Origin of the sequence: Scardovia inopinata JCM 12537, assembly GCF_001042695.1 — a bacterium.
Classification (GTDB): Bacteria; Actinomycetota; Actinomycetes; order Actinomycetales; family Bifidobacteriaceae; genus Scardovia; species Scardovia inopinata.
The window spans coordinates 774,909-801,536 of the sequence record NZ_AP012334.1 but is presented as its reverse complement, the minus strand read 5'-3'; the positions used below and the strand labels follow the sequence as shown (position 1 = coordinate 801,536).

The window sequence follows — 26,628 nt, the reverse complement described above, 5'->3', positions numbered from 1 at the left end:
TTACGTTGTTCACTACGCTGTTAGCAAGTATAGCCACAGGCTGGAACTAAGATTGAGGCTGTGCTCCACGCTGCCTTACCTGCTGCACTACCAATTCTTCTATCAGTTCTGATTTCAGTGGCGGTCTAGTTATTGGCTGCAGACTTCTGTCTTCTTCCTTCAGGAAGGGCCCTCAGGGCCGGAACAGCAAGAAGTCCCAGTGCAAGAGCGCCAAAGGGAAGATACTGCCACCAGGCAGACAAAAGCAAGCCCAGCCAGGACCCAATAACTCCGGCAAAAGAAGCAATAAAACGGACGAAACCGCTGAAGCGTGCCAGGGCCGGCCCTTTAAAAGTGAGCTGCCGGGCTACAACAACTGACTGTGCCATAGACATCCGTCCCACTTCTGACAGCATATAGCCCAGGCAAATCAGAGGCAGAAAGTGGGTTGCCACCAGGAGGACTCCGGCCATCATAATTCCCAGACCGCTGTAGGTGAGTTTTTTCATAGTCCATTTACTGGAAAAATGAGAGTAAAGGAGGGAACCCAGAATGCTGCCTGCACCATCAAAAGCAGTAATGACAGGCAGGATTTTATTTCCATGAGTATGGCCGATCCCCAGGCTGGTGTAGCTGATCCAGAAGGCAGGAATGAGGACCAGGAAGAAGGACCCGGCCAAAAGACTGGCAAAGGGCAAGTTCTGAGATGAGAAGGGTTTCTTCAGAAAAGCTCCTATGGTAAAAGCAGGTTCTGTATTGACAGCAGACTCAGTCTCCTGGCTGGCTTCTGCATTTTCGGCCGATGAATCTGCAGACGATGTTTCAGGTGAGGAATCAGCCAGGACCTCTTCTGTATGATGATGCGGCATATATCCCCGGGAAAAGAAACGGGTAGCGGCACAGGCAAAAGAAGTCACCGAAGAGAAAATGAGAACAGCGACAACAGAAACAGTAGCAATGGCTGAGCCAGCCACACTTCCCAGCAAAATCACAATGCTGGCAAGAACACTGAGGACAGCACTGTAGTTAACTAATGCCTTGTCATCACCTCCAGCCATATCTACATCGAAAACTTCACCGGCAACGTCAATAATTAATCCGGTGAGCAGAAGAGCGCAGGATAGGGCAAAAAGTGCCCATTTCCACCAGGGCAGAGACGAAGGGATAAGAGCTACAATCAGGCACAGAACCCCTTCCAGATCCTCAGTTGTTGCCAGTGCCTTAAAAGCGCCAACTTTCTCTACTACCCAGGCAGCGGCTGGAGAGAAAAAATCACTGACAACGCTGAAGGTACTGCGGAAAGCCAGCACCCAGGCGGGCAGACTGACAGCAATAATGCTGGGAATCATCGATCCCTCAAAGGCCTGATTCCCCACCATAGAGAAGACAAGTCCCACAATAGCCCAGCGAAAAGCAGGCTTTAAAGCTTGTATTTTTTTAATCATTAGGAGAGATCCCCAAAAACTGTATATTTTTCCATCTCTTTGTGCAGTCTACTCTATAATGGGGGGGGGGAGAAATTGAAGATAACAATTATATAATAATTATTCGGGGAATGACCAAGATCTCAACTTTTCACAGTTAGAGTTTGTGCATAATCATTCCATTTATCAGGAGTGGGTATGTTCCGGAGCAGACTGCTGAAAGATGGCAAAGCAGTAATCAGCATGCCTGTAGCAAAAATCGTCCCGGTAACTCTTAATCCCCAGTATTTCAATCCATATCCCACTACCAGCGACATGAGTGGATTAAAAATGACTCCCAGCAGGGACATAACGGCAAAATAACGGCCAAGAAGATTTTGCGGTATGATCTGCATAATAAATCCTCCTGAACTTGCGTTAGCGGCTGGAAGCATAAGAACAATAGGAAGAAGAAAACAGAGCCGTACAATGTAGTTGGGAGCAAAAACTGCACCAAAAACCAGAGGTACAGGCACCAGGAAGGCAAGAATAATTATTTTCCCTGTATCCACCTTCTTCACCAGGCGGGCTGAAATCAAGGATCCAACCAACAAGCCAAGAGCGGTGGATGATTCCAGCCATCCTGCAGAAAGAGGCGACTTCTCAGTATTGACAGTATAGTAAACCAAAAGGTTAAGAACGGCATTAATAAAAGGGAAAAATAAAACCGAGACCATAACCATACGCCGGAGAATGGGTGTGCGATGTATCAAGGAGAACCCTTTGAATGCTTTGCGGAATTGATCCTTCATACTGTTGGTCGTATGCGAACTGTTTCCAGGGTCATCATGCTTCTCAACCTGCTTGCGCAATTTTATAAACTTGGCAGAGAAAGCTCCGACCAGGTTGAGCACTGTTGCTACGGCAAAAGGAAAAACGGAAGAGACTGTCACCAGAAAACCAGACAGAGGAGAACCCAGAAGGCTGACTGTTGCATCTCTGCCCTGATTGAGAGACATGGCAACGGGCAGCTCTTCAGGTGGGACGACTTCCCTCAGAAGTATGTCTGACACATTCCCCAAAAGGCCTGCCTTGATACCGAGAATAACAGTAATTGCATAAAGAAGGACAACATTTAATCCCCACAGGGATCCCCATATAAAAGTTATGCCATAAACTACAGCCCCAATAAGAGTAGAGAGTATAAGAAGTTTCCGCCGATCATATCGATCAACAATGACACCCCCCATGAGGGCAGTAAGACCAACTAAAAGATACGAGAGGGCACTCATGTATCCGGATTGAACGGTGGATCCGGTAAGGGTCAGCAGAACTACTGAAATAGCGAAGGACCGAATGGATTGACTGAGGGCGGAAGCAGTATCAGCCGTAAACCACCAGGCGTAATTACCAGTCAGACGGGGCTTACCCCCAGCTGATGATTTGCTTTCCTGCACAGAAGTATCCTTCACTGCAGAATCACTGACCGTATCATTATTATCAAGATTATCTACACGTTCCATATGAATTTCTTTCCCCTTAATCAAGATCCACATTGAAAATTTATCCGCAAATTTGCATTTTAACACTCATCGTGTGATACTAGACTGAGTCTATATCATTAAGGTCAAGCATCATTACATTCCAATTCCTTACACAATTCCTTACTTTAGAAACTTAAGTATCTTTTCCGTAGATAGAATTTCCTCGTTACTTAATGAAAATACCATATAGGGTATTACAGAATTTCCTTTCAATTTCACATAATAAGAAATATACATTTCTTCATGCATCTGATATTTAAGATAATTATTGATTAATTATACCTTATATGCATTAAATAGGCGCTCTATAACCAGATCATTCAACAGTCGGCCATTCAGGGTTGGAGTTAGTATTCGGGGCTCTGTGGTCACTGTCACCAGCCCCTCAGATTCTAGATCGTGAATAACAGATTCGTCCAAGGGCTCCAGTCCCTGTCGAACTGCCAAAGAATCAGTAAGATCAAGCGACAGACCATCACGAATCCGCACACCCAGCAGTATGGCCTCTTCTAAATTTTCACTCGGACTGATATTCTCTTGGCCCTGCCAGGGAACCCTTTTATCATCTGTCATCGTTTGTGCCCATGCCCGGGGATGGGCTATATCCCATGCCCGCAACGGCTGGAAATTATAGTGAGAATGAGCACCTGGGCCTATCCCCGCCCAGTCAATGTTATGCCAATACCCTAAATTATGACGGGATTCATCCCCAGGAAGAGCCCAGTTAGATACCTCATACCAAGAAAGACCGGCATCAGTCAACATTCGCTCAGCCAGGCGGTACTTTTCAGCCTGATCGTCGTCATCAGGGGCAGGGAGCTGACCGCGAGAAATCCGCCTTCCCATAGCCGTATGCGGTTCCACAGTAAGGGCATAGGCAGAAATATGAGTGACTCCCAAATCCAGGGCAGCTCGCAGACTGACTTCCCACTGGTCCAGGCTCTCCCCCGGCGTTCCATAAATCAAATCAAGGCTGGTGCGCAGGCCTGCTTTCTGAGCCGCTCTCACCCCCGATTCCACATGTGCCGGAGTATGAGTCCGGTCCAGGGTTGCCAGGACTGATGGTACGGCTGACTGCATGCCAAAGGATATCCGGGTGAAACCGCCATCTGCGAGCTGATGAATGTAATTGCTGTCAACCGTATCAGGGTTGGCTTCAGTAGTAATTTCAGCCCCTTCGCAAATACCCCAGATATCCCGGGCAGCAGACAGGATGGAAATCAGGTCATGGGCAGGAAGAATAGTCGGAGTCCCCCCGCCAAAGAAAACAGTGGACAGGGCAGGCTCTTTAATCCCCTGCTCTTCCTGCCACTGTTTAACCAAAACCATTTCCTGAACGGCCAGGTTAGCATAATTATCCCTGCTGGCTCCCCCACCCAGGTCAGAGGCTGTATAGGTATTGAAATCACAATAGCCACAGCGTCTCATGCAAAAGGGGACATGAATATACAGGCTGAAAGGAGCAACCCGTCCCGCCTGCGAAATTTCTTCTACCGGTGAGGCCGGTGAGATTTGAAAGACCTGGTTCAGTGTCATTGCGATTTTTCCGCTGCCCGAATTTTATCCTTGGTATCCCGGTCTGTGGGCTGATCGGTAGACAAGGCAGCGATAAAAGCCTCCTGAGGAACTTCCACATGCCCCAGCATCTTCATCCTTTTCTTGCCAGCTTTCTGCTTTTCCAGCAGCTTGCGCTTACGGGTAATATCGCCCCCATAGCATTTGGCAAGCACATCCTTGCGAAGAGCCCTGATGTTCTCGCGGGCAATAATGCGAGAACCGATAGCAGCCTGAATGGGAATCTCAAACTGCTGCCGGGGAATCAGCTCCCTTAATTTCTTGGTCATCATAACCCCATAGGAATAAGCCTTATCCCTGTGAACAATGGCGCTGAAAGCGTCAACCGTTTCGCCCTGAATTAGAATATCAACCTTAACCAAATCGGCTTGCTGGGATCCATCATCGTGGTAGTCCAGGCTGGCATATCCTTTGGTTCGGCTTTTGAGCTGATCAAAAAAGTCAAAAACAATTTCTGCCAAAGGCAGGCGGTAATGCATCTCCACTCGGTCAGGGCTTAAGTATTCCATGGTTCCCATTTGACCCCGATGCTCCTGACACAGCTCCATTACCGCTCCAATAAACTCCTTGGGTAGGATAATATCTGCAGTCACTACAGGCTCCGTTACTTTGCGGACTTTGCCTTCCGGAAATTCGCTGGGATTGGTAACACGGTGAGTGCTCCCGTCTTCCATTTCCACCTGATAAGTCACACTGGGAGCCGTGGAAATCAGATCCAGCCCAAATTCCCGGCTCAGACGTTCAGAAACAATTTCCATATGGAGCAACCCCAAAAAGCCACAGCGGAAACCGAAACCTAAGGCAACAGATGTCTCCGGCTGATAAACCAAGGCAGCATCGTTGAGCTTGAGTTTGTCCAATGCCTCTCTGAGTTCGGGGAAATCAGCATTGTCAATAGGAAAGAGTCCGGCATAAACCATAGGCTGAGGGTCTTTATAACCTGGTAAGGCCTGGCTGGCAGGACGTGATTCTTGAGTAATAGTGTCCCCTACCTTGGACTGGCTAACGTCTTTCACTCCAGTAATAATGTAGCCTACTTCCCCGGCAGACAGCTGCTGGGTAGGAATCATATCGGGGCTGATAACACCAAGTTCGATAGGATCATGCACCGTTCCCAGGCTCATCATTCGTATTTTTTGTCTGCTGGGCAAGATTCCATCTACCATACGAATGTAGGTAACAATTCCCCGGTAAGAATCGTAGACGGAATCAAAAATCAAGGCCCGGGCCGGGGCCGCCGGATTCCCCTGGGGCGCTGGAATGTCGGTCACAATCCTGTCCAGCAGTTCTGAAATTCCCTCCCCCGTCTTGCCAGAAACTCGCAGAATTTCAGACTGGGGAATTCCCAGCAGACCGGCTATTTCCTCAGCATGCTTGTCGGGTTCAGCGCTGGGCAGGTCAATTTTGTTCAGAACAGGAATAATCGTTAGATCATGATCCATGGCCATATAAAGATTGGACAAGGTCTGGGCTTCAATTCCCTGAGTAGCATCCACCAGGAGAACCGCTCCCTCGCAGGCAGCCAGAGAACGGGAAACCTCGTAAGAAAAATCCACATGACCAGGGGTATCAATCATGCCCAGGGTATATTCCTGACCATCAAAAGTCCAAGGAACTCGAACGGCCTGAGATTTGATGGTAATTCCCCGTTCCTGTTCAATATCCATCCGATCCAGGAAACGATCTCTCATCTCCCTCTGCTCCACCACGCCGGATAGCTGCAAAATGCGGTCTGCAACCGTTGATTTGCCATGATCTATGTGAGCAATAATACAAAAATTACGGATGAGGGATTGATCAGTAAAACCCGGCTGATTTGTATGCGCCATGATGTCCTCCGATTAATCCACCTGTCTAATAAAGCACATAAGCTTACCTATGCAGTGCCTCATTCTAGCAAGGGATAGGAAATAAGCCGGCTGCAGCGTTGCGTTTTACAGACCCTGTGATAGGATGTGCCTTTGTATGCCGTACAGAAAATAACCGTTTGGAGATAACAGTGGCAAATATTAAGTCGCAGAAGAAGCGCATTCTCACTAACGAGAAAGCTCACCAGCGCAACGTAGCTTACAAGACTCAGCTGAAGCATGCTGTTCGCAAGACCCGCGAAGCAATTGAATCCGGTGATAAAGAAGCCGCTCAGGAAGCTTATGCCCAGGCAGCTCAGAAGCTTGACAAGGCTGCAGGACGTGGCATTATTCACCGGAATAATGCTGCTAACCGCAAGTCTGCTCTTGCTCTTGCCATCAACAAAATGTAGCTTTCTGCCCGCTGATAAGCTGATAATCAGATAAGTAAAACCAGATAATTAAATTATCCGGATTATCCGGCGAGCACAAAAAATCGGACCAGCTCACAGTTTCCTTGCTGGTCCGATTTTTTATACTTTCTTTTATACCTTTTTTATATCTTTTTATGCACTGCCCTTTTACAGTTTTTACAGTCGTATCTTACAGTCCCAACAGTCCTGATCCTGCCATCGAATAGGGCTCTTGCCTTCGTCCTCTCTCCTCAGTAGTCTCCTCTTCCCTCATACAACTCGGGGCAGGACTCGGGACTGGGCTGGCTGAGAAACCTGAGAGATACAGAAGCACCAGGAGCATCAGAAGCCGACCTTGGCGGCATTCTCCTTCAGATAGGTGGCTGTTTTCTCCAGCTGGGCATTTTCATCTGCGGTCAGCTCTAAATCGTGGACCTTAACAACCCCATCTGCTCCCACAAAAGCCGGATATCCTACATAGGTACCGACCTTTTCTACATAGGTAGAAACAGGAGTCAGGAGTCTGGCATCAGAAAAAACCGCTTCCACGAGGCGAACAGCACAGGTGGCAACAGCATAGTTGGTATAGCCTTTACCAGCTGCGGTTACAAAACCGCCCTGGCGGGCAGCCTCTTCCATCTGGGGATAGACTGAAGGATCATCAATAAACTCAGCCAGGGGCCTGGTTCCCACTGTCACTGTTGACCAGGCGGTGAATTGGGAATTTCCATGTTCACCCAGGACATAGCCCCCAATATTGCGGGGATCCTGATCACCCAGATAAGCGGCGACAGCCCTCTGCATTCTGGCTGTGTCCAAAGAGGTACCGGTCCCAAAAACATGATTCCTGGGCAGCCCGCTGGTCTGCTGAAGAATATTCGTTACCACATCGCAGGGGTTAGAGATATCTACGATAATTCCGTGGAAACCGCTGGCTTTGATTTGTGCTCCTACGCTCTGAGCCTGGACTGTATTAAAGTTGAATTCTCCGAACCTATCTCCTGAAGCCACAGTAGCAGCAACATCACCGAAAGCAGTAACGATAACGTCAGCATCGGCTAGCTCTGAATAATCGCCATCGACCACCACCAGATGATGATGGTTACGGGCCAGGGCATCCTTAAAATCGTTGACCTCTGCGGTTGCCTTCTCTTTCTTAGTATCAATCAGGACCAGCTGGTCAGCTCCACCGGAAGTAAAAAGACTGAAAGCAACGGTGACTCCAACATGGCCTATGCCAATAACACCAACTTTTCTCATAATTCCACCTCATTTCGTTATAATCATAATTTTATAATTACATATTTATGTACATGATAGTAAAGACATTGGCCCCTCGCCATGTCGCCATTATCAGACAGGGGGATAAACTAATACTCATGCATCACCCCATAGCCATTGAGAGCAACATCTTTCTCATCATTATCGAATACCTTGGCATGCTCTTCGCAGGTATCAACGGCGGCCTGGTAGCCGTGCATAAAAAGCTCGATATCTTCTCCATCATGGTCTGTGCCTGGGTGACTTCTTTGGGTGGAGGATTTATACGCGACATAGCTATGGGAGATACTCCGCCGGTGGGGATATCCCACTATGGATACATTTTAACCGCTTTTGCGGCGGGGCTCATCGTTGTCATTGCTCATTTGGAGCTGGACAGTATGTATTGGCTTTTGGTTGTCAGCGATGCCTTGGCTACTGCCCTTTTTGCAGTGGATGGAACAGCGAAAGGCCTAACTTTTTCCTTTAACGGAGGAACGGCTATTTTCCTAGGAATGTTTACCGCTTTCGGCGGAGGTACCCTGAGAGATATGCTCTTGGGAGATGTCCCTCTGATTATTCGGGATAAGCATTTTTATGCAGTTCCCACTACCCTGGGCTGCATCTTGACAGTTCTGACCAGCCGGGCTCAATCACACAATTTTATTTCCATTCACGGGGAGATTGCCCTTGACCTGCTCATTGTAGCCTTAGTCATTGCTGTTCGCATCTTATCCGTTAAGTTCAATTTTATGGTTCCTGGAGCCATCCCCCGAAAGACCAACCAGCTCCTGCTTACTCAGGAATTTATGAGCCACCGGATAAAAGATTATGGAACTTCCATGAAACGTCAGTCCGACCGATCAACAAAACGTAGGCGCCGTACTCGTCGGGAAGAAAATAATGACCGGAGGAAAAACACTAAAGACTAACAAAGAAAGACTAGCGCAGAACTGGGAAACCACCACGGTAGCCAGAATATAAAAATAGCCAGGGCAATGATTGTCCTGGCTATTGAGCAGAAATGCAGTTCGTTTTGCTGCTTTACTCTTCTTCAGTAGATTCTGTTGCCTCATCAGGAGCAGCAGCCGGAGCAGCTGGTGCCTCTTCCTCAGCAGGAATCATTACCGAAACAATGGATTCTTCAGGATCATCGATTACCAGTTCAGCATTCTCAGGAAGTTTTACATCCTTCGCAAAAACATGATCGCCTTCTACCAATCCCTCAACAGAAATAGTAATATTTTCAGGAAGGTTGCTCACATCGGCACGCACAGTCAGGTTCTGTACATCAACAAAGGCCACAGCTGCACCCTTAGGATCGCCCTCAATAAAGACCGGAACCTCAACTTCCACCTTTTCACCAGCATGGACTTCGTAGAAATCAATATGCTCAATGGTGCGCTTGACAGGATTTCGCTGAATTTCACGGGCCACAGCCAACTTGCTTTCTTTGCCATACTTGATTTCGATCAAGGCATTCGCATGACGCATAGCCAGGGTAGCCTCCTTCTGAGGAAGCTTAACAAAAGCAGGCTCATTGCCGCCCTCATAAATTGTTGCAGGAATGAACCCAGCAAGACGCATACGGCGGGCAGCACCCTTGCCAAATTCGTTGCGGGCTTCGCCTTCTAGTGTGATATCTGCCATTAAATACTCCTTTCGCTGGCCTTGGGTCTATCGCACACCAACCGGGCCAGAACCCAAAAAGGAGCAGGACCGAAAGCTGAGTCGATTACGGGTATAATCCCCTCGCCAAAGCACTCTAGAACTATAGCAAAAGTCGTAGAAAAAGTACCAGGGAACGCCCGCCCATCTTTTCCTGTTTACAGATTAAACTTGTAAGAGTATAAGCCAGTTTGGAGAATGCCTGAACCTTTGGGCATCCACAAGAAATCAGAAATGGTGTGAGAGCTGACTCTTAGCAATCACGCCCGTTAGGAGTCAGTATGGGATTTTTCGATGAGGTAAAAACAAAGGTGCAGGAGCTGACCGCTTCCAGGAAAACAAGTTCTGCTTCAAATCATTCTTCTTCACCTACTAATCAGCAGCAGTATTTTACCAGTCAGGAAGATCAGCCTGCTCAGGACGAGAATACTTGGACTGCCAACTCTCAGCCTATAGTCCACTACTGGTCCCGGGACTACCCTACCACCACCGGCCCTGATCCCGTCACCGGGCTGCTGACCAGCACAACCGAGGGCGTGAAAAATATACCTGATTCCACTACTATTTACTCTCTTTATGAAGATAGAGCCCGGCGGACCGGCGATGGCCCGCTCTTCCACTTTAAAGATAATGGCCGCTGGGTTACCCGTTCTGCCAACCAGGCTTTGGCTGACATTAGGGCAACAGCAAAGGGCCTGATACATCAGGGCATGAAGAAGGGAGACTGTCTAGCCTTTATGTGCAGGACCTCATATGAGTGGGATATTATCGACGCCGCTGTTCTGTCTATCGGAGGGGTCCTGTCCACCATATACGACACCGATTCTGCAGCTCAAATCCGGGCCATCGTTAATAATTCTGATGCCAAAGTTCTGGTTGTGCAAACTAAAGACATGCTAGAGCGAGCTGATGGAGCTATAGATGACTGCAAAAGCCTGAAAAAAATTTACTGCCTGGAAAATGGGGCCCTGCAGGAAATTCAGGCATATGGACGGGCCGTGTCGGACGATGATTTGGACGAAAGAATCAACTCAGTCAGGCTAGACGACATATGCACTATTGTGTACACTTCCGGTTCAACTTCCGCTCCGAAGGGGGTGGAACTGACCCAGCGTAATTTGGTTGCTTTTGCTCTCAATATCAATGCTTTCATTCCAGATCTTCTGTCCGATCCCGATGGATCCATTCTCATGTTCCTACCCCAGGCACATGTCTTTGCCCGTGCCATTAATTACGGAGTTATCTCCAGTTCTATCCAGGTGCACATTGCCACCGGAATCAGCACCCTTCTGTCAGACCTGCAGGCCTCCCGCCCTACCATTATGATTGGGGTTCCCCGCGTCTTTGAAAAAGTCTACAATGCTGCTTCCCAGAAGGCAGGGCATGGAATCAAAGGGCATATTTTTGCTGCAGCAGCTCATACTGCCCAGGGCTACATGTCTTCCATCTCAGAAACAGGCAAGGCTAAGCCTACTCAAAGTGCCCTCCGCACCCTTTATACTCCCCTGGTGTATTCAGCCCTCAAGGAAGCCTTGGGCGGACGGGCTAAGTGGCTGGTCTGCGGAGGCGCCCCCCTGGATCCTCAGCTGCTCAGCTTCTTCCGAGGAGCGGGAATCCCTGTTTACGAAGGCTACGGCATGACTGAAACCTCAGCCCCCTGTACCTTCAACCCCTTGGGAACCCCCTTCAAAGCAGGTTCTGTAGGAATTGTTTTCCCCGGCTTCTCCATCCGCATCAGTGAAGAAGACGAGATACAAATCAAAGGTGAGGGAGCCTTTAAACGCTACCATAAGAACGATCAGGCGACCAAGGAAGCCTTTACCGATGATGGCTGGATTGCTTCCGGCGATTTAGGCTCCTTCAGCAAGGACGGATTTCTCTACATCACCGGCAGAAAGAAGGATCTGATCATCACTGCCGGAGGTAAAAATGTATCTCCCTCCCCTATTGAGGAAGCTATCCGCCGTTGTTCTCTGGTCTCCCAGGCTGTAGTTCTGGGTGATAAGAGGCCCTTTATTTCCGCCCTGATCACTCTTGATGAGGACAGCGTCAGGAGCTGGCTCGAAGCCAATGATCTGGACAAGAATATGCCCCTGGAAGAAGCAGCAGAGAACGCTGCCGTCCGGGGAGAAATCCAAAAGTATGTAAACCTGGCCAATGAAGGAGTTTCCCGGGCAGAGTCGGTTCGCAAATTCATCGTCCTCCCCGAAGATTTCAGTCAGGACAATGGTCTTCTGACCGCTTCCATGAAGGTCATCCGTCCCCGGGTGATTAAGCGCTACCAGAAGCTGCTCGACACCCAAATGTATGTTCCCCGTAAGAAGGCAGCCTAGCTTTTAACTCCTGGAGTCCTGGGACTCAAAAGGATACCAGACTCCCCAGTTGTGGCGGAGAGCATCCATCAGCCTCATCATGAACACTGTTTCCTGATGAGGCATTTGTGTACACTCTCTCTTCCCCTGGCGAATAGCGTCCACGCTAGCCATGAGCTGATATTCAAATCCAGTGATTTGCGGGGGCGCCTGGCAGGTTTTGGTTAAGGCTCCATCCCTGCCAAAAACTTGAATTTTCTTGGGATTATTAACGTTATCGACAACAATATAGCCTTTTTCTCCCTGAATGACTCCATTCCTGTCTGACATACAGGTCATATCAGATGTAGCGGTAGCCTTGACTCCATTGGCAAGCCAGATAGTAGTTACATTAGACTCATCAACTTTGCGGTCGGTCAGTTTCGCTGCGGTCATAATATCAGTGGGATTCACCTGGGGAAAAAGCATGCGAATAAAATTCAAAGGGTAGACCCCTAGATCCAAGAGAGCCCCTCCTGCCAGGGCCGGATCTGTCATCCTGGCCTTATCCCCTACCGGGTAGGATAAATCTGCATGAACAGCGTGAACAGGTCCAATACCCTGTGACCCCTGATCATTCATCAGATCAAGAATCAGCTGCCGGGACGGCAGATACCGGGTCCATATAGCTTCGGTGCAGAGCAGACCAGTTCTATCTGATGTCTCAAAAACACGGCTGGCTTGCTCTTCTGTAGCAGTGAAAGATTTTTCTACCAAAACATTCTTGCCGTGCTCCATGCATTCAATCGCCTGCGCAGCATGAAAAGCATGAGGAGTAGCAATATAAACCAGATCAACGTCATCATCATCCAGCATGGATTCGTAACTGCCATAGGAATGAGCAAAGCCATAGTCAGAAGCAAATTGAGCAGCCCGGCCCGGATCATCGCGGGTAGCCACAGCATACGGTGTGACTGCACTCTTGTAACGATCGTCCTGCCCCATACCAATCAGGGTTTTAGCCATAGTAACAGCTATCCTGCCTGCCCCCAAAATTGCCACATTGATAGGCTCTTGTCTTCCGTTCCGTTTACTCATAAGAAACTCCTTTGTCTACATATTTGTCTACATAAAACCCAGCCGCTGAATCTTCTTGGGGTCTGACTGCCAGCTCTTGGAGACTTTCACATGAAGATCCAAAGTCGATTTGCAGCCTACAATCCTGTTAACCGGTGTTCGAAGCTTCTTCTTCACTCGGACCAGGTGCTCAGCATTATGTCCAATAATAATAGGTTTCTGTGAATTCCGTTCTACATAGACAGAGACATGAACCAGAGCCTTGTGGTCAGCCTGCCTGTATGAGTCGGCAGTCTGGTCTTCATCCTGTCCCCTGTCATCGCTGTCGGGATATTCTATGGAGTCAACCACTACCGCCAGAGAGTGAGGAAGCTCATCATCCAGCTCCTCCAGGAATACACCACGAATCAGCTCGGCTATGGTCTCCTTTGGCGGTTCCTCGGAAATCTGCTCAACCGGATACATAAGGGGACCTTCAGGGACTGCCTGCCGGAAAACCCGCAGGACCTCATCCACATTGTCTGATTGTAGTGCAGAGACCGGGACCAGCTGGGTGAAATGCCCGAACTGATCAATCTCAATAATTTTGTTCACCAGGTCATTCTTTTTCAGATAGTCAATTTTAGTGATAACTCCAATCAGGGGTTTGCGCCACTGCCACTGGCCAGACTGATCCTTATAGGAAAACTGTTGACGCAGACGAGAAAGGATTCGCCTGTCTCCGGGGCCGATTTCCTGATTGGCAGGAAGAAGGAAAGCAATGGCATCACTGTCCGCCAGAGATTCATCCACAATATCATTCAGTCTTTTACCCAGAACAGTTCTGGGCCGGTGGATTCCTGGCGTATCCACCAGAACAAGCTGACAATCATCTCGGGTGACAATGGCCCTGATAGCCTTTCTGGTAGTTTCAGGCTTAGAAGAAGTGATAGCAACCTGCTTACCAACCAGTGAGTTGATAAGGGTAGATTTGCCCACATTGGGTCTGCCTACAACGGCAATAAAACCAGAGCGGAAAGTCTGGTCGCTGCCTGCTCTTTCGAGTTCCTCGCCTGTATTCTGGCGTGCATCTTCGGTCATGATTCCCCCTGCTCTTCACTGCCCTCACGATCGTGGTTTCCCTCGTGCTGGCGGTCTTCTTCACCTAAGCCTTCTCTTTCGACCACAATAGTGGACACTTTCTTGCGGCGGCCAGCCTGATCCACTGCTGTCAACTCAAGTCCGTGGATTGATGCTGTCGATCCCACAATGGGAACGCTTCCCAGGGCCTTGGTCAGAAGCCCATACGCTGTGTCCACATCGTCGTCGTCAATGTCCATCTCAAACAGTTCTTCAATATCTGCCAAAGAGGTTCTAGCCGGAACCTTCCAGCCTCCGTCAGGCAGCTGTTCAGGTTCCTGGTGCTGCACTCGGTCATGCTCATCTTCCATTTCACCGACTATCTGTTCCAGGGCATCCTCGATAGTCACCATTCCCGCTATGCCCCCGTATTCATCCACTACCATGGCCATATGCTGACGGTAAGTCTGCATATCATGAAAAAGATCATCAACAGGTTTGGATTCTGGAACCAGCATAGGATTACGGGCAATTGTCTGAACCTGCCGGCTGCCAGCAGCCGGATTGAAGGCAACAGATTTGACCGCATCTTTCAGATAAGCAATACCAATCAGATCATCCACAGACTGACCAATAATGGGAACCCGGGAGAAACCTGACCGAGAACACATTTTAAGGAGATCGTTGAGACTGGTGGTTTTATCTATGCAGAACATATCTGTTCTGGGAACCATGATCTCCCTGGTCAGAGTGTCCGACAGGGTCAGAACGTTGCGCAGCATTTCTGAAATTTCCTTATCGAAAATATCATTCTCAGCCAAACGCTCAATAGCTGCCCTACCCTGCTCGATATGGGCTTTTTCAACTTCCTCATCCTCAGACAGGTCCTGGTCAGAGCCCTTCTGAGTCTTGTCCCTGTCTGACCACCTGGTAAAAGGAGTAATGGCTTCAGCAAAGGAAACCAGGTGCGAGTAAGTCATCATAATCTGAACAGAATCAGTATTGGTGGCCTTGGGTCGGGCCAGGTAAGAGATGACAGCAACTATGAGAGCCAGGCAGAAGGCAACCAGGAATTGTCCCCATAGGGGGGCGCCAGCCAGTTGCGCGATGGCCAGGGCCAAAGCACCTTCACAGATGTTGGCCACGATGCGCATAAAAGAGCAGGAAGCTGCTGTAGCGTGTCGATGAGCAACAAACTGCTGTACCCGACGAATTTTTCTCAATTTCCGCCGGCTGATGAAAGCAGATTCATCATTTGTCTGTACTTCCACCACCATGTTATTCAGGGTGGAGCGAGAGATTCTTCCAATTGCTGCCTCGCACACCGCCATGGCAATGGCAAACCAAATAACCGCTGTAGCAATAAGAATCAGCACAACCATAAGGATTACCTGCTCACTAGTCATGATTGATCAACCCCTCAACATCAGTGTCGGGCTCCTGGCCCGGCGGCAGTACATCAACCAGGGCACCCGGCCTTTGAGAGAGAAAAGTCAGCAGCAACTGGCGCTGAAGGGCAAACATGCGCTTTTCTTCATCTGGTTTCTTATGATCATAGCCCAAAAGATGAAGGACCCCATGAATGGTCAGCAGCATCATTTCTTCTATAGTGGAATGGCCAGCGGCAGCAGCCTGCATACTGGCTACCTGGGGACAGAGAATAATATCGCCTAGGAGCCCTTCTGGCCGGTTATCCTCATCTCCGGGCCGGAGTTGATCCATGGGGAAACTCATAACATCAGTAGGGCCTTCCAGGCCCATCCAACGAACATGGAGCTCAGCCATGGGCTGGGGATCGATGAAAGCTATGGAAAGATCACTCTGAGGGCTGACCCTCATCTGGTCCATGGTCCACATGGCCAAATCTGAAAAGACCATGGGCTGGACCTCCCAACCGGTTTCGTTAGTAATGTCTACGCTCATCGTGCCTTACCTGCCTTCTCTTCTCCTACCTGCTGACGGCCGTGGACGTGTCGATCATAGTTCTCATAAGCGGTGACTATGGTTCCCACCAAGGAATGGCGGACTACGTCATCACTTCCCAGATGAATGAAGGCAATGTCAGGAACATCTGCCAGGATATCTTCAATATTTTTAAGGCCAGAATTGCGGACGGCAAAATCAACCTGAGTAGAATCTCCCGTGATGACCATCCTGGTATTAAACCCCAAACGGGTCAGGAACATCTTCATTTGGTGTTGGGTGGTATTTTGTGCTTCATCCAAAATAACATAGGCATCGTTGAGAGTCCGGCCACGCATATAGGCCAAAGGAGCAACTTCAATGGTATTATCAGCCAGGTAACGCTGCATGCGCTCATTACCCAGCATGTCTGACAGGGCATCATAGAGGGGCCGTAAGTAAGGATCGACCTTCTGATCCAGGGTGCCGGGCAGAAAACCCAGAGATTCTCCCGCTTCAACGGCTGGCCGGGTGAGGACAATCCTGCGGACAAGACCATCATCAAAGGCCCTGACTGCTTTAGCTACAGCAAGATAGGTCTTCCCGGTTCCTGCAGGCCCAATGGCAAAAGTAATGGTATGCGATTCAATAGCATTAATGTAAGCAAGCTGGCCGGCAGTTTTTGCCCTGACCGGAACCCCGTGGGCCATGGTAATCACACTGGGGATCCGTCCCGCCATGGGTGCAGATGACCCTGTAGCACCGGGGAAGAAAAAAGTCTGTCCGCGAGACCGGGGACGGTCTGTGAAGACAGGGTTCTGACTCCGCGAACTGCGGCTTCCCTGGCGACCCATCTTCGGCGACATCCTGCGGGAAAGAATGCGGTTCACATCGTCGGCATGCAGAGGAGCCAGATAGGCAGCATCAATGAGCTCATGAATAAAGGCCTCAGCTTCTGCAGCCTGACTTTCAGTTTTGACAGAAGTGGAAACTATGGCTACCCTGTTTCCTCTGACAGCTATGGACAAATCAGGATAAGCTTTCTCCACCAAACGGATAACATCATCCTGGGGGCCAAAAACGGTGACAGGATTCAGTTCCTGCGGAATAACAATGGTTCGTGTGGTAGAAGCCATGCAGAAAATTTACTCCTCCAATTTTTCGCCGGTGAGAACATGGGCATGAACATGGAAAACAGACTGACCTGCGTCTTCACCTGTATTGAATTCAAGCCGAAAATGACCGTGATATTCCTTATCAGCAATGGTCTGGGCAACGTTGATCATATCTACCAGCTCGGCAGGATTGGCTTGAGCTAATTCATAAACATTCCGATAATGCTTTTTCGATACTACCAGCACATGAACTTTAGCCTTAGGGTTAATATCAGCAAAGGCATACGTTGTTTCATTCTCATAAATTGCCCTGCTGGGAACCTGACCAGCAATAATCTTGCAAAAAAGGCAATCTTCCTGACTGTCTGCTGAATTAACCTGTCCTCTGGTCTCTTTCTTGTCCTGTATATTTTCTGTCATGATGACACGCTCCTTGTGGCTTATTCTACACTAAAACCTGCCGAGAGCTCCGGATAAAAGGGCCAGGGCTACCGGACCGGCGCTGGAAGCCCGAAGAATAGTGTGGCCCAAGAGAACCGGCTTGGCTCCTGCGGCAGCGAAAGCTTCAACTTCCTTATCGCTGATTCCTCCTTCGGGGCCAACGATCACAGAAATCATAGGGCTTGTTTCCGGCAGTGAAACCTGACTCCACGACAAGTCTGCATCCTGGTGGAGCAGCAGAACCTGGGAGCCGGCATCGACCTCTTTCCTGATCCATTCTTCCAAACCAGACGATGCCACCAGGGGATTCAGACGGGGAATCCTGGACCGGCGAGACTGCTCTGTCGCCATAATCAGCTGGTCTTGCCACTTGCGCAGTCCTCTGGCTGCTTTGGGACCTTTCCATTGAACAATACTGCGGTCAGCCTGCCAGGGCAAAATAAAATCTACCCCAATTTCCGTAGCCATTTCAATAGCCTGCTCATCCCGGTCGGATTTGGCGAGGGCCTGGACCAGGCCAAGTTTTATAGAAGGCTGAGGCTCATACTGTTCAGACACAATCCTCACCGTGCCCTCCTGAGGATTAACTACCTGTGCTCTCAGACGATTCCCGGCCCCATCGCTGATTTCAAGAAGATCATCCTTGCTCAGACGCATGGCTTTAAACGCATGCTGCCGTGCCGAGGGAGGGAGCTGAAAAAGCTGATTTGCAGAGGCAGCTGTCAAATCATGCGGCTGAATCAGGAAAAGCGGGGCTGTCATAGCTTATTTCCTTCCTGTCATAGTTGCATAAAAAGCAACAGCACTGGATGCTGCCACATTCAGGGAATCTACCTGATGGCTCATAGGGATTTTAACGGTCAGATCTGCCGCAGCCAAAGTCCGCCTGCTCAATCCGTCACCCTCAGTGCCAAAAATCAGGGCCAGTCGATCAATCTTTCTGCTGACCAGCTGGTCAAGACTGATGGAGTCATCAGTCAAAGCCATGGATACTGTGGTGAATCCCAAGTCAGTCAGCTGATGAATCGATGGCTGAGGCCAGGCGTGAGGGTTATCACCCCCAATCCGGGTCCAGGGCACCTGAAAAACAGTTCCCATAGAAACTCGGGCTGCCCGCCGGTAAAGAGGATCAGCACAGGAGGGTGTCAAGAGAACAGCATCCACGTTCAAGGCCGCTGCTGACCGCATAATAGCACCAACATTGGTATAATCTACAATATTTTCCAGAACTGCTACTCGGTGGGCATCCCTGCAGATATCTTCAACTGTCGGCAGTTTCCAGCGGCGCATAGCGCTGAGAGCCCCTCGATGAAGCCGATAGCCGGTAATCTTATGAAGCAGATCGAAACCAGCCACGAAGACAGGAATATCATATCCCCATCTTTTTTCTGCAGCAGAGAAAAGGTCTTTCATAGAATCCAGCCATGATCCCTCAACCAAAAAGGACAGGGGCTGAACTCCGGCAGCCAGGGCTCTGTCTATGACTTTAGGACTCTCTGCAATGAAGATCCCTTTGTCGGGCTCTAAACGGTTGCGCAACTGAACCTCAGTCAGTCGGGTATAGGCCGCCAGGCGGTCATCATCCAGGGAATCAACCGGAATTATTGTCATCGAGTCCATCCTGCCGACTTCTGCTTTCCAATCCTAAGGGGAAAGAAAACAAAGCCGAAATTAGCGAGATTATTGAGTTGTAGTCATTGACGTTTGATTACTGCCAATTGACGCAGACTTAGTTACCAAAAAACCTCTTGATTGGTGAGAATCAAGAGGTTTGTGGTGTCCGGAACGGGAGTTGAACCCGTACGCCCGTTCAAAAATGGGCACTAGCACCTCAAGCTAGCGCGTCTACCATTCCGCCACCCGGACGATGCTTTCGCAACAGTTGGCTATCTTAGCACGGACACTTCCCCAACAGGAAAAAGCCGTGTCTGTGGTCTAGATGGCTATCACAGGGCCGTCAGTCAGTCTGACTTTCTTTCTGAGCCAGATTTTCCTGAGACAGAGTCCCCGACAAGGCAGCCGGGTCAGTTTCTTTACTTGTGATGTAATCTGAGTTGTCAGTTATGACACCGGTCAGCCTGCCCAAAAGCTTGAGAAGATGATAAGCAGCCAGAGCAGTAAGGGACCCGATAGCAATACCATTGAAGCTTACCCCTTGAATGGCAAAAGTAAAATCAGCAATACCAATAATCATGGTGACAGCGCCGACAGTCATATTTACCGGTTTAGCAAAATCAACCCTGTTTTCCACCCAGATACGAATACCCAGCATGCCTATCATGCCATAGAGGAGAGTGGTTACTCCCCCCAAAACTCCGGCTGGAATGGTATTAATCATGGCACCAAACTTGGGGCACAGACTCAGGATCAGGGCAAAGAAAGCAGCAAACCAATAAGCAGCGGTTGAATAGACCTTGGTCGCAGCCATAACTCCAATATTCTCAGCATAGGTTGTGGTACCGGAGCCTCCTCCCAATCCGGCGAAAACAGTACCCAGACCATCGGCAAAGAGGGAACGGCCAATGCGGTCATCATAATTGCGTCCGGTCATGAGGGAGACAGACTTAACGTGTCCAATATTCTCGGCAATCAGAACTAAAACAACAGGCAGAAACATGCTCAGAATGTTTAAATTTGCCTTGGGAGTGTGGAAAGTTGGCAGGCCAAACCAGGCAGCCTGACTGATGGCAGCAAACTTCACCTTATGCCGGAAGCAGGCAACAATATAGCCAACAATCACGCCAAGCAAAATATTGAGTCGTCCAATCAGACCCTTAAAAAGAACAGAAATGAGCATGACCGCCAAAAGGGTTACCAGGGCAGTAATAGGATCTGTCTTGAAATTATTCCAGGCACTGGGAGCCAGATTGAAACCTATAATAGCCACAATAGCTCCGTTGACCACGGGAGGCATGACAATATCAATCCACCTGGATCCTACAAAATGAACAATCAGGCCAATCAGGGCCAGGGCTAGACCGGTGCAGAGAATGCCGAAGGAAGCCAGCTGGAAGCCTTCCAAACCATGATGAGCAGCTGTGACAGCTCCAATAGGAGCGATAAAAGCAAAAGAGCTACCCAGATAACTAGGTAGCTTATTGTTGTTAATTAAAAGGAAGAGAGCCGTTGACAGAGCAGTAAAGAAAAGCGTTGTCGAGGGATCAAATCCTGTCAGGATAGGAACCAGGAAAGTTGCCCCAAACATAGCAATAACATGCTGAGCACCAATCCCTGCTGTCCTAACCCAGGTCAATCGTTCTTCTGGTTCAATAACCTCTCCCGGTGCTATATGCTTGCCGTCTCCGTGAAGTTTCCATATCTTAGTCAAGGCCATATCTCTCCTTATGCATCTATGGGTCCTATAAAAAGTCGCTTTCAGGGTACAGGAACCACCTCCCAACAAGGTCATTGTCTGACTACCACAAGTCCATAATCTGAGATTATCGACTTGTCCCTTTTTCACTTATTTTTCTCTTTTTCCGAAATTTTTCCTTCTTCGACACGCCGAAAATTTTTTTGTGCCACAATAGAAGTACCAATTTCAGGCGAAGAAGCTCATATTGGAGGGAAATATGGCAAAAAAGAACCCAAAGATTCTATCCATTGTTCTAGCAGGGGGCGAAGGAACCCGTTTGATGCCCTTGACTAAGGAACGGGCCAAGCCGGCTGTTCCTTTTGGAGGCATGTATCGACTCATCGATTTTCCACTGAGTAATTTGGTCAACTCAAAATATCGGCAGATTATTGTTCTGACTCAATATAAGTCTCATTCTCTTGACCGGCACATCTCGAAGATGTGGCATTTCTCCTCCCTGCTCAACAATTATGTATCCACTGTACCTGCCCAGCAGCGGCTGGGTAAGCGCTGGTATCTGGGAAGCGCCGACGCCATTGCACAGACTATTAATATTATTGAGGATGTACGCCCCGATATTGTGGTCATCCTGGGGGCCGATCATGTCTATCGGATGGACTACCGGCAAATGGTTCAATCTCATATTGATACCGGAGCAGAGTTCACGGTAGCAGCTATCAGGCAGCCCGTTTCTCAGTCTGACCAGTTTGGGGTAATCAACACAGACCCCAATAACCGCAAGATGATCACTAATTTCGAAGAAAAACCGGCTACTGCTCAGGGTTTGCCTGATGCACCAGATCTGATGCTGGCTTCGATGGGCAATTATGTGGCTAATACCGATGCCCTCTTTGAAGCCCTGAAGCTGGATGCAGAGGATCCGCAATCCAAGCACGATATGGGAACCAATATTGCCCCTTATTTTGCCGCCCGTCGTCAAGCAGGTGTGTATGATTTCCACGACAACGATGTGCCTGGCTCAAACAGCCAGGATCGCGACTATTGGCGTGATGTAGGTACTCTCAAGCAGTTCTACGATGCTCACATGGACCTGATTGCCCATGTTCCTGAGTTTGACCTGTACAACATGGAATGGCCAATTTACAGCAACGTAGGATCCCTGCCTCCGGCCAAGTTTGTCCACGCTAATTCAGGCCGTATGGGACATGCTGTAGAGTCCATGGTTTGCCCTGGGGTCATTATTTCCGGCGGCGAGGTCAATCATTCTGTTATTTCTCGCAGCGTCCGTGTTCATTCCTGGGCTCAGGTGAACGATTCGGTCATTATGGATAGGTGCGATATTCAGCGCTACTCCCGGATTGAGAAGGCCATCCTCGACAAGGATGTAGTCGTTAAAGAACATGCCACCATAGGGGTTAACCGTCAGAAAGATCTGGACAGGGGTATGACCGTTACTCCCGAAGGGATTACCGTTGTTCCTAAGGGGACGGTAGTGGAAGCCTAAAAAAGAAAAACTATCAAACGACAAGGCCGGGAGGAAAGGCAGAGAGCTCTTCCTTCTGGCCCTTTTAATCTTCGGTCTTTTATACCTTGACCCTTTAATGCCTACCTTTTAACGAGTACTGAGTGCTGCCAGTGCTGGGTGCTGCTGAGTGCTAGCAGTCATCAGCACCCTTACCGGCCTGACCCATGAAAAGACTGCTCAACAGCCGAAGGCAAATCTGATACCTTGTCAATAATAATTTCTGCCCCATGCTCAGCCAGCTCTCCCGGATGAGCGTAGCCCCAGGAAACACCCACAGTAGTCAGACCCTGGGCATGCCCGCCGTCAATGTCAGTCCATCGATCTCCAACCATAATGGCCCGATCTCCCCGGTCAGGATTGAAACCCATTCCCTGAAAAGCGTAGGCAATGACCTGATCCTTATGAATCCGGCTGGTGTCTAGACTAGCCCCATAGACACCATCACAATAAGAACCAATATGAAAATAATCGCAGATTTTGAAAGTCTGAGGTTCCGGTTTGCAGGTGGCAATGGCCAGCTGATATCCAGCCTGATGCAGGTCAGTCAGAGCCTGAAAAACTCCCTGATAAACATCAGCCAGATACATAGCGGGAATTTTCTGACCGGGATGATGAGGATCATCAAACATGGCCTCTCCCATATAGGCATGACGATAGGTGTCCACAGCTTCCAGTGCCTGCTGCCGCTGAGGAAAACCATGCAGGAGGAAAGAATCAATCAGGGGCGGCCCAATGAAAGTCTCCAGTTCCTCAGAAGTGGGAATTGGTGTATTCAAAACTCTGTAGGCGTAGCGGACAGCAGTAAGAATCCCCGGATCTGACTTGGTAAGTGTTCCATCCAGGTCCAAAAGAACTAAATTTCGAGACATGTGTCTTCCTCCACCGTCACAATATCAGCAGCGATCCATGGCAGGAGCTCTCAGGCGTAAGCCCGAGGCAGATTATTGACGTTAAACCCCAGGGCTGCCAACTGTTCGGCACCTTCCGGAGTAATCATATCGATATTCCAAGGAGGAGTCCAGGTCCAGTCAACCCGAAACTCTTCCACCAGGCCGGCCAGGGCGCTGGCGCATTCATCTTCTATCAGATCAGTCAGAGGGCAGGCCGGGGTTGTCAAAGTCATGGTAATGATGCAGCGGCCCAGGTAGTCAATTTCAATCCCATAGACCAGGCCCAGATCAATGACATCAATGCCCAGTTCCGGATCCATCACCTGATGAAGGGCCTGCCTGATATCTTCAGCCGTTGCCCTGCCTATGTCATCAAGCGAGGTAATGGTAATCCCCTGGTATTCGGTTTCCACAGGCTGCCTGGCCGTCTGACCGTCACCAGCTGACGCTGTCTGAGTCTCCTGAGATATATGATTTTTCTGAGATTTCTGAGAAGTTTCTTCTGTCATACCTGTCGCCTCCTTAATGCTGAGAACTGCTGTGAGAACCGTTAACGGATGCTGTCTGTTCAATCTGAACCAGGGCATTTGCCATGGAATCTTTCAGTCCCTCCCAGCCCAGGAGGGCGCATTTGATTCTCATGGGGTATTGAGAAGCTCCCTGAAAAACAATGGCATCTTCCAAAGAATCAGCAGCAGCCTCATCGTCCAATCCCCTGCCCCGGGAATTCATCAATTGATGAAAAGTTTTATCCAATTCCATTGCCTGGTCGACAGTTTTTCCGCGAACCAAATCATACATAATAGACAGACTGGCTTGTGAAATGGAACAGCCCTGCCCATCCCAGGCAAGACTCTCAATTCTGATCGGCTTGCCGTCAGATCCATCGGAAAGTTCAACCCTGACCGTTACTTCATCCCCGCAGGTGGGATTAAACTGGTGGGACTGAGCTGGAACACAATATTCATGACTGGCCTGCAGGGTTGTACTGGATCCGCTCAAGGAAGATTCCCCGGCCTGGTCCTCTGAATCTGCTGAGGTGATATCATCTGCGAAATGAGCTTTCCCATGAGGATTTTTAGAAGCTTCCAGAATAACTTCCTGATACATGAGCTCTAAATCGTCACTACTTAAACCAAAATTATCCACAGTCTGCTTCCTTACCCATTCTATGCACGACGACTTTTATTCTATCAGCGCCAAGGTCGTTTCTTGTGCCCGTTTTCTGAACTATAAGTCAAAAATTCTAGGCATGGAAGAATTTCCGCACACGGCTGACTGCGTCAAGAAGAGCATCTACATCAGCTAGAGTGTTGTAGATTCCCACCGATGCCCGATTGGAAGCATAGAGACCGAAATGTCTATGTACGGGCTGAGCACAGTGATGGCCTACCCTAATAGCTATCCCCTGGGAATCGATAAACTGCCCCACATCGTGAGGGTGGACTCCTTCTACTTCAAATGACACAGTAGCAATGCGATTTTCTTCTGTTACCGGTCCCAAAATTCGCACAGAATCAATAGAAGACAGCTGGAGCAGACGGTGTGTCAACTTTTTTTCATGAGCTTCAAAAGTGTCAAGACCAATCTCCTGCATCCATCGGGCTGCAGCCCCGGCCCCTACTACCTGTGCTACAGGCTGGGTTCCAGCTTCAAAGCGAGCAGGAGGGTCCATGTATCGAGCCGGTTTATTCATCCAGGCTAGTTCCACCATTGATCCGCCGAAACTGGCAGGGGGCAGGGCTTCCAGTAGTTCCCGTTTCCCATAGAGGAAGCCGGCTCCTGTGGGACCATACATTTTATGAGCGCTGAAAGCAGCAAAATCTACCTGAAGGGCATGCACATCAAGAGCAAAGTGAGGAACCGCCTGGCAGGCATCCAGAATAGTCAGAGCTCCCACCTGATGAGCCCGCCTGACAATAGGCTCAACGTCAGTAATAGCCCCTGTCACATTTGATACATATGTAAAAGCAACTATTTTTGTTCTGTCAGTTATAACTGACTCCAGCATGTGATCATCGGTGCGAATCCGTCCGTCCTCTGTCAAATCCAACCAGGTCAAACTGGCCCCGGTTCGTTTTGCCAACTCCTGAAAAGGCAGGAGGACAGAATGATGCTCCGCCCTGGTGACCACAATATTGTCACCCGGGTGGAGGGCGAAACGGGAAGCCGGCTTGTTTGACCGGTCCAGGCTGGCATTTCCAAAAGCTGTAGCCAAAAGATTCAAACCAGCCGTTGCACCTGAAGTGACCACTATTTCTTCCTGTCCAGGCTGGCTGTTGGCACCAACCAGTCTGGCAATATCGCCCCGGGCAGCCTCATAGGCCTCTGTGCTTTCGGCGGCCAACGCATGAGCACCGCGGTGAACCCCGGCATTAATGGTTCGATAGAAGTCAGATTCAGCATCTATAACAGCCTGAGGCTTTTGGGCGGTTGCTGCTGAATCCAGGTAAACCAAAGGATATCCGTGAACCTTACGGGCGAGAATGGGAAACTGGTCCCGAATTGAGTCAATGCTAATAGCTGTCATCTTTCCCTTCCTAGGCACGTGCCGACTCAGAATCTGCCCCTTCGGGAAGAAAACGATCATAACCGCTTTCTTCCAGCTGGTCAGCAAGCTCAGGACCAGCTGTTTCCACGACCTTGCCCTGGGCGAAGACGTGAACAATATCGGGTTTAATATACTTCAAAATTCTGGTGTAATGGGTAATCAGCATAATGCCCAGACCTGTGGCAGCCTTCGCCCGGTTAACCCCCTCAGACACGATTCGTAAGGCATCCACATCCAGACCAGAATCAGTCTCGTCCATAATAGCAAACTTAGGCTTAAGCAGTTCCAGCTGCAAAACTTCAGCCCGCTTTTTCTCACCACCGGAGAAGCCTTCATTTACTGACCTTTGAGCAAATTTAGGGTCCATCCGCAGATTTTTCATGGCTTCTGCCAAGTCCTTAGACCATTGACGAATAGCAGGAGCCCGACCATCCACAGCAGTTTTTGCAGTGCGCAGGAAGTTGGTCATAGATACTCCCGGTACTTCCACTGGATACTGCATAGCCAGGAAGAGACCTGCCTGAGCACGCTCGTCAGGGGTCATTTTTAGCAAATCCTGGCCATCCAGCAAGGCCTGTCCCTCATCAACCATGTATTTAGGATGCCCGGCCAAAGTGTAAGCCAAGGTAGATTTACCCGAACCATTGGGCCCCATAATGGCGTGAGTTTCGTTAGAATTCAGGGTCAGATTAACACCTTTAAGAATTTGTTTGCGTCCCTCCTTGGTTTCAACGGACGCATAGAGATCTTTAATTTCCAATGTCGACATAGT

At 49.3% G+C, this 26,628-nt stretch carries 24 protein-coding genes and 1 tRNA gene; 4 read left to right on the top strand and 21 right to left on the bottom strand.

The features are described from left to right. Positions 1 to 125 precede the first annotated feature (125 nt). The 4 genes from SCIP_RS03255 to lepA form a co-directional block, all read right to left on the bottom strand. Entirely contained in the window at positions 126 to 1,424 is a 1,299-nt protein-coding gene (locus SCIP_RS03255) for an MFS transporter (RefSeq protein ID WP_048349260.1), read from the bottom strand. Between the two features lie 122 nt (positions 1,425 to 1,546). Next, entirely contained in the window at positions 1,547 to 2,938 is a 1,392-nt protein-coding gene (locus SCIP_RS03250) for an MFS transporter (RefSeq protein WP_081442809.1), read from the bottom strand. Positions 2,939 to 3,202: 264 nt separating this feature from the next. Beyond that, entirely contained in the window at positions 3,203 to 4,462 is a 1,260-nt protein-coding gene (gene hemW, locus SCIP_RS03245) for a radical SAM family heme chaperone HemW (RefSeq protein ID WP_006293089.1), read from the bottom strand. Then, positions 4,459 to 6,330, bottom strand: coding sequence for a translation elongation factor 4 (lepA, locus tag SCIP_RS03240; RefSeq protein WP_006293088.1), 1,872 nt, complete (start codon positions 6,328 to 6,330; stop codon positions 4,459 to 4,461). Before lepA ends, hemW begins: the two co-directional genes overlap by 4 nt. 170 nt (positions 6,331 to 6,500) lie before the next feature. Between lepA and rpsT the strand changes: the two genes are divergently transcribed. Further along, positions 6,501 to 6,761 (top strand): 30S ribosomal protein S20, encoded by a 261-nt coding sequence (gene rpsT, locus SCIP_RS03235; RefSeq protein ID WP_006293087.1) that lies wholly within the window; start codon positions 6,501 to 6,503, stop codon positions 6,759 to 6,761. A 342-nt stretch (positions 6,762 to 7,103) separates the two neighbouring features. Here the strand turns inward: rpsT and SCIP_RS03230 are convergent, their stop codons facing one another. Continuing rightward, entirely contained in the window at positions 7,104 to 8,021 is a 918-nt protein-coding gene (locus tag SCIP_RS03230; protein WP_006293086.1) for an L-lactate dehydrogenase, read from the bottom strand. A gap of 53 nt (positions 8,022 to 8,074) precedes the next feature. On the opposite strand from SCIP_RS03230, the gene SCIP_RS03225 reads away from it, so the two are divergent. Then, on the top strand, positions 8,075 to 8,953 hold the full coding sequence (locus SCIP_RS03225) for a trimeric intracellular cation channel family protein (protein WP_231851930.1): 879 nt from the start codon (positions 8,075 to 8,077) through the stop codon (positions 8,951 to 8,953). A gap of 112 nt (positions 8,954 to 9,065) precedes the next feature. On the opposite strand, the gene SCIP_RS03220 is transcribed toward SCIP_RS03225, so the two are convergent. Then, entirely contained in the window at positions 9,066 to 9,671 is a 606-nt protein-coding gene (locus SCIP_RS03220) for a 50S ribosomal protein L25/general stress protein Ctc (RefSeq protein WP_006293084.1), read from the bottom strand. A 299-nt stretch (positions 9,672 to 9,970) separates the two neighbouring features. On the opposite strand from SCIP_RS03220, the gene SCIP_RS03215 reads away from it, so the two are divergent. Next, positions 9,971 to 12,022, top strand: coding sequence for an AMP-dependent synthetase/ligase (locus SCIP_RS03215; protein ID WP_040590580.1), 2,052 nt, complete (start codon positions 9,971 to 9,973; stop codon positions 12,020 to 12,022). Positions 12,023 to 12,025: 3 nt separating this feature from the next. Here SCIP_RS03215 and SCIP_RS03210 read toward each other — a convergent pair whose 3' ends face one another. The 10 genes from SCIP_RS03210 to SCIP_RS03165 form a co-directional block, all read right to left on the bottom strand. Then, the gene (locus tag SCIP_RS03210) at positions 12,026 to 13,078 is read right to left on the bottom strand and encodes a Gfo/Idh/MocA family protein (protein WP_006293082.1); all 1,053 of its coding nucleotides are present in this window, start codon (positions 13,076 to 13,078) and stop codon (positions 12,026 to 12,028) included. Positions 13,079 to 13,105: 27 nt separating this feature from the next. Beyond that, the gene (gene era, locus SCIP_RS03205) at positions 13,106 to 14,137 is read right to left on the bottom strand and encodes a GTPase Era (protein WP_006293081.1); all 1,032 of its coding nucleotides are present in this window, start codon (positions 14,135 to 14,137) and stop codon (positions 13,106 to 13,108) included. Beyond that, positions 14,134 to 15,522 (bottom strand): hemolysin family protein, encoded by a 1,389-nt coding sequence (locus SCIP_RS03200; protein ID WP_006293080.1) that lies wholly within the window; start codon positions 15,520 to 15,522, stop codon positions 14,134 to 14,136. The genes era and SCIP_RS03200 overlap by 4 nt, the downstream gene beginning before the upstream one ends. Beyond that, positions 15,515 to 16,039 (bottom strand): rRNA maturation RNase YbeY, encoded by a 525-nt coding sequence (gene ybeY, locus SCIP_RS03195; protein WP_006293079.1) that lies wholly within the window; start codon positions 16,037 to 16,039, stop codon positions 15,515 to 15,517. The genes SCIP_RS03200 and ybeY overlap by 8 nt, the downstream gene beginning before the upstream one ends. Further along, a complete protein-coding gene (locus SCIP_RS03190) occupies positions 16,036 to 17,154 on the bottom strand; it encodes a PhoH family protein (protein ID WP_006293078.1) in 1,119 nt (372 codons plus the stop codon). The genes ybeY and SCIP_RS03190 overlap by 4 nt, the downstream gene beginning before the upstream one ends. A gap of 9 nt (positions 17,155 to 17,163) precedes the next feature. Continuing rightward, positions 17,164 to 17,553 carry a histidine triad nucleotide-binding protein gene (locus SCIP_RS03185; RefSeq protein WP_006293077.1) on the bottom strand — a complete coding sequence of 130 codons (390 nt, stop codon included), beginning with the start codon at positions 17,551 to 17,553 and terminating at the stop codon, positions 17,164 to 17,166. Between the two features lie 30 nt (positions 17,554 to 17,583). Beyond that, the gene (locus SCIP_RS03180) at positions 17,584 to 18,336 is read right to left on the bottom strand and encodes a 16S rRNA (uracil(1498)-N(3))-methyltransferase (protein ID WP_006293076.1); all 753 of its coding nucleotides are present in this window, start codon (positions 18,334 to 18,336) and stop codon (positions 17,584 to 17,586) included. Between the two features lie 3 nt (positions 18,337 to 18,339). Continuing rightward, positions 18,340 to 19,185, bottom strand: a complete 846-nt coding sequence (locus SCIP_RS03175) for a TrmH family RNA methyltransferase (protein WP_040590577.1) — start codon at positions 19,183 to 19,185, stop codon at positions 18,340 to 18,342. 163 nt (positions 19,186 to 19,348) lie between these two features. Beyond that, positions 19,349 to 19,440, bottom strand: a tRNA-Leu gene (locus SCIP_RS03170). 91 nt (positions 19,441 to 19,531) lie between these two features. Beyond that, positions 19,532 to 20,908 carry a uracil-xanthine permease family protein gene (locus SCIP_RS03165; RefSeq protein ID WP_006293074.1) on the bottom strand — a complete coding sequence of 459 codons (1,377 nt, stop codon included), beginning with the start codon at positions 20,906 to 20,908 and terminating at the stop codon, positions 19,532 to 19,534. 238 nt (positions 20,909 to 21,146) lie between these two features. Between SCIP_RS03165 and glgC the strand changes: the two genes are divergently transcribed. Continuing rightward, positions 21,147 to 22,394, top strand: a complete 1,248-nt coding sequence (gene glgC, locus SCIP_RS03160) for a glucose-1-phosphate adenylyltransferase (RefSeq protein WP_006293073.1) — start codon at positions 21,147 to 21,149, stop codon at positions 22,392 to 22,394. 170 nt (positions 22,395 to 22,564) lie between these two features. Here the strand turns inward: glgC and SCIP_RS03155 are convergent, their stop codons facing one another. From SCIP_RS03155 to sufC, 5 genes are all read right to left on the bottom strand, one after another. Continuing rightward, positions 22,565 to 23,284, bottom strand: coding sequence for an HAD hydrolase-like protein (locus SCIP_RS03155; RefSeq protein ID WP_006293072.1), 720 nt, complete (start codon positions 23,282 to 23,284; stop codon positions 22,565 to 22,567). 50 nt (positions 23,285 to 23,334) lie between these two features. Beyond that, complete coding sequence (locus tag SCIP_RS03150) at positions 23,335 to 23,814, bottom strand: metal-sulfur cluster assembly factor (protein WP_040590576.1); 480 nt, start codon at positions 23,812 to 23,814, stop codon at positions 23,335 to 23,337. A gap of 13 nt (positions 23,815 to 23,827) precedes the next feature. After that, complete coding sequence (gene sufU, locus SCIP_RS03145; RefSeq protein ID WP_040590575.1) at positions 23,828 to 24,454, bottom strand: Fe-S cluster assembly sulfur transfer protein SufU; 627 nt, start codon at positions 24,452 to 24,454, stop codon at positions 23,828 to 23,830. Positions 24,455 to 24,551: 97 nt separating this feature from the next. Continuing rightward, the gene (locus SCIP_RS03140) at positions 24,552 to 25,835 is read right to left on the bottom strand and encodes a SufS family cysteine desulfurase (RefSeq protein ID WP_006293069.1); all 1,284 of its coding nucleotides are present in this window, start codon (positions 25,833 to 25,835) and stop codon (positions 24,552 to 24,554) included. Between the two features lie 10 nt (positions 25,836 to 25,845). Beyond that, entirely contained in the window at positions 25,846 to 26,625 is a 780-nt protein-coding gene (sufC, locus tag SCIP_RS03135) for a Fe-S cluster assembly ATPase SufC (RefSeq protein WP_006293068.1), read from the bottom strand. Between the last annotated feature and the right edge of the window lie 3 nt (positions 26,626 to 26,628).